Genomic DNA, 3,557 nt, shown 5'->3' on the forward strand with positions numbered 1-3,557 from the left:
GACGACAACCAGTTAGCCAGGCCGTCCGCGGCCTGGCAACGACCCCCCTCTACGAACGGCCATCGCAGCCCGGGCCTGCAGGCGAGGACGCGGACCGGTGTCAGCGCCGCGATTCCGGGCGGGGCTCGGCGCCCCGGGCCTACTATCCGGGCCCGAATGTGACACACGTCCTGTGGGGCGCCTCACCGCCCGGGGCCCGGAATGTCACCCTCCGTTGCCGCGTGTGCCCATTCGTGGCGCCTCTCGGGCCGACTCCAGGCACCGAGACGCTCTTGATCATCCGTCGCTAGACTCCGGAGTTCGGATGGTGCCGGTGGACGGGAAGGCCAAGCCATGGACGATGACGACCTCTGGGACCGGTGGCCGGAGCCGTGGGTGGGCACGGATGCCGACATGCGGACGGTCATGGGGGCGATCCCGCGGGAGGTCAAGGACGGGTTCAGGTACGACGAGATCCCTTGGCGGCGGTTTCCGCACTTCTACGGTCCGGGCGAAGAAATTTCCGTCGGCCTGGCAACGCTTGCCTCCGCAGACGCCGAAGCCGCCGGCCGGGCTCTCCGGCAGCTTTGGGATCACCTGCACCACCAGGGCAGCACGATTGCGGTGGGAGCCCTGGCGGTGCCGTTCCTGCTCCGGATCGCGGCTACCGGGTTTCCCGGGCTCCGTGCGGGAACCCTTCGTCTGGTGGCCGAGATCGGACGATGCCAGCACCTCGGGGACGGGTCGCGCGAAGGCCTTCTCCAAGTCGCCGAGGATCCGGATCTGACGGAGGGCACCACCATGTGCCCGGTGGACTGGACGATCCAGGCCGCTCGCGCCGCCATCACGGACGACCTGCACCTGCTGTTCCCGCTTCTCTCCGACCCCGATGCCGATGTCCGCTCCGCGGTCGCGTTCGTGCTGGCAGTGGCGAACGGCGAGATCCCGCACATCTCCTCGGCTCTGCATCGCAGGGCGGCGGTGGAGGAGGATCCTGCGGTCCGGGTGAGCCTGATCCTGGCGATCGCCCAACTCGCCCGCGAAGACCGGCACGAACACGCTCCCGCGTGGGCCCGGGCCCTGTGGTCGGATGCCGCCCAACCGCTCGAGACCCGCGTCGCTGCCGGACTCGCCTGGCTGTGCCTGGTCGACGATCCCGTCTCCGACGAGCTCCGCAACCTCCTCACCGAGCCTGCAACCGGCCGACTCGGCGAGCTGTTCCAGCAGGTGCCGTGGTTCCCCCCGGTCGACTCCAGCAGCGGACTGCGCCGCTGCATCCACGAAATGCTCACGCCGGATGTCCCCTGGAACGGCGCCCGGTAACAGGGCGTTCCTGCCTGAGGTCGCCGCCCGGCACTGCTCTGGGTGGCGACCTCGGGGGCAGGTGCGGTCGGTCCTGTCAGTGCGTGGCGATCTGCTGGAGGGCCGCGCCCTGGTAGCGGGCGCCGGCGTTCCAGAGGATGAAGGAGTTCATCCTGTTTGCTGCCGCGGCCTTGATCTGTTCGGCCACCTCGGCCGGCCCGTAGGTGCTGCCCATCGAGAAGTCCTGCAGCCACGGGATGATCTCGGTCTGCGTGCCCTTCGCCTGGCGGGCGAAGTCGGCGAGCGAGCGCTGCACGATCGCGTACGGGGAGGTGTCCGGCTCCGCGACGCCGTACTCCCCCGGCCCCCAGTGGGACGGGTAGACCATCGGTGCGATGTAGTCGCTGACCTTGACCAGTGAGCCGATGTCCTGGGCGATCTCGGTGGGCCGGGTCGCGGCGATGCCGAAGACCGAGACGCCCAGGTACTTGGCGTGGGGACGCAGCGCGGTCCGCGTGTCGGCGACGAACGAGGTGATCGACTGCTCGGGTGTGGCGGTACCGATGCCCGGGAAGCGCATGTCCGCCAGTGGGCCGTCCGGCCGGCGCACGTAGTCGTAGAGGATGTCGTCGAAGCCGAGCCGGGCTGCCTCGACGGCGAGGTCCTGGTTGTACTTGCGGACCGCGGGGTTGGCGAAGTTAGTGAAGGACAGGGCGCCGTAGTGCCCGCCGTCGTACGGCTGTCCCCCCGGAGTCAGCACGAGCCGGTCCTGCTTGCCGGACTCCCAGGAGGCCGAGGCGAGCTTGGGGTCGCGGAAGGCCACGATGCGGCCGATGACCTGGGCGCCGGCGGCGTGGATCTCGGCGATCGCCTTGCGGGCATCGTAGTAGCCCTTGGCCGCGCCGATCTGGCGGGCCAGCGGCACCTGGGACGCGTACCCGACCTCGCCGTCCTCGTCCTTGACGTCCAGCTCGACGGCGTTGAGCTTGCCGCTGCGGACCAGGTCGAGGATGTCGCCGCGCAGCGTGTCGTCGCCCCAGCCGATGGCTGTGATGTGCGCGGCTCGGATCATGGGGCGGCGTCCCCGGGTGGACACGTCCTTGGTGGTGGTGTTTCCGGCACGGTCCACTGCGGTGACCCTGACGAAGGGTGTGCCCTTTGGCACCTTGACCTTGAAGGCCCCGGCCTTGTCGACGGGGACGCTCTTGCCGTTGACGCTCACGAGGGCGTCGCTGGAGGCGCTGCCCGTGATGGTCACCGGGTCGGCGTTCTTGATCACGGGGTCGGCCACGATCAGTTCGGGGGCAGTGGTGTCCACACTGAAGCCCACGACCTTGCGGGAGGAGGTGAAGGGGAGGCTGCCACCCCCGGCCACGACCAGGGTGTGCCGGCCTTCCTTGAGGTGCGGAAGCGCGAGCTTCAGGCGGGCGCCATCGGCCGTGAGGGGGACCACCGCGCCGTCCAGGGTGGCGCGCAGCTTGTTCCTGTCGCCGGCCGCGTCGGCGGCGAGGTAGGCGCTGACGCGTGCGGCCGCGCGCCCGTCGAGGACCGCGCCGTCGCTGACGCCCTGGATGCCCGGGCCCGGCGTGAGGAACGCCCAGGCTCCGACGCCCGCTCCGGTCAGCGCGAGCGCCCCTGTCGTCGCCGTAAGAACGCGGCGACGGGCGGGGCGGCGGGGACGGAGGGAGGGGCTGGGGTGCGCTATGCGTGTGGGGAACATCTTGAGGTCCTTCGTGCCGTGGGGTGGGCGGGGCGTGGGCCGGATGTTGCCTCCATTCATTGCCGCCCCGTCTGCCGGTCGCCTCGCTCTGCCCGGATTTCATACGAACGGCCGCGATCGGTGCCGGCGTGGCTGTTACGCCATGCAGGGGGCACTGCGGTACGAGGGCTCCCGTCGCAGGTAGTCATGGCGCGACACATTGCCTTGGAGAGGCTTGCTTCCGATGCGCCACCCGCTCGTTCCGCTCGGCGCCCTGGCAGGCGCCGCCCTGCTCGCCACCGGCTGTTCCACGGTGCCGTCACCGGCCGCGGGGGCACACCATGCGGCCGCATCCTCGGCGGCGGCCGGGCCCGTCGCCGCAAAAAACCCGGCGGAAGTCGGCGCCAACGAACTCGGCCAGGTGCCGGTGCTGATGTACCACCAGCTCACGGAGGATCCGGCGAGCGTCTACGACCGCACCCCGGCCGATTTCCGGGCCGAGTTGGAACGCCTCGCTCGGGAGAAATAAGTTCCGGTCACCGCACGGGACTAACAGACGGGCCGCATCGACATCCCG

3 protein-coding genes are annotated in these 3,557 nt (G+C 70.3%); 2 read left to right on the plus strand and 1 reads right to left on the minus strand.

The window, feature by feature from the left end; all coding sequences use genetic code 11:
- The first annotated feature begins 333 nt into the window (after window positions 1–333).
- Window positions 334–1,302 (plus strand): hypothetical protein, encoded by a 969-nt coding sequence (locus tag AB0F11_RS37915; RefSeq protein ID WP_362184384.1) that lies wholly within the window; start codon window positions 334–336, stop codon window positions 1,300–1,302.
- 76 nt (window positions 1,303–1,378) lie between these two features.
- Here AB0F11_RS37915 and AB0F11_RS37920 read toward each other — a convergent pair whose 3' ends face one another.
- Window positions 1,379–3,001, minus strand: a complete 1,623-nt coding sequence (locus tag AB0F11_RS37920; protein WP_362184386.1) for a putative glycoside hydrolase — start codon at window positions 2,999–3,001, stop codon at window positions 1,379–1,381.
- A gap of 223 nt (window positions 3,002–3,224) precedes the next feature.
- Here AB0F11_RS37920 and AB0F11_RS37925 point away from each other — a divergent pair, with 223 nt between their 5' ends.
- Window positions 3,225–3,509 (plus strand): hypothetical protein, encoded by a 285-nt coding sequence (locus tag AB0F11_RS37925; protein WP_362184388.1) that lies wholly within the window; start codon window positions 3,225–3,227, stop codon window positions 3,507–3,509.
- The last annotated feature ends 48 nt before the right edge of the window (window positions 3,510–3,557 follow it).

It is taken from the genome of Streptomyces sp. NPDC032472, from assembly GCF_040636955.1.
Lineage (GTDB): Bacteria > Actinomycetota > Actinomycetes > Streptomycetales > Streptomycetaceae > Streptomyces.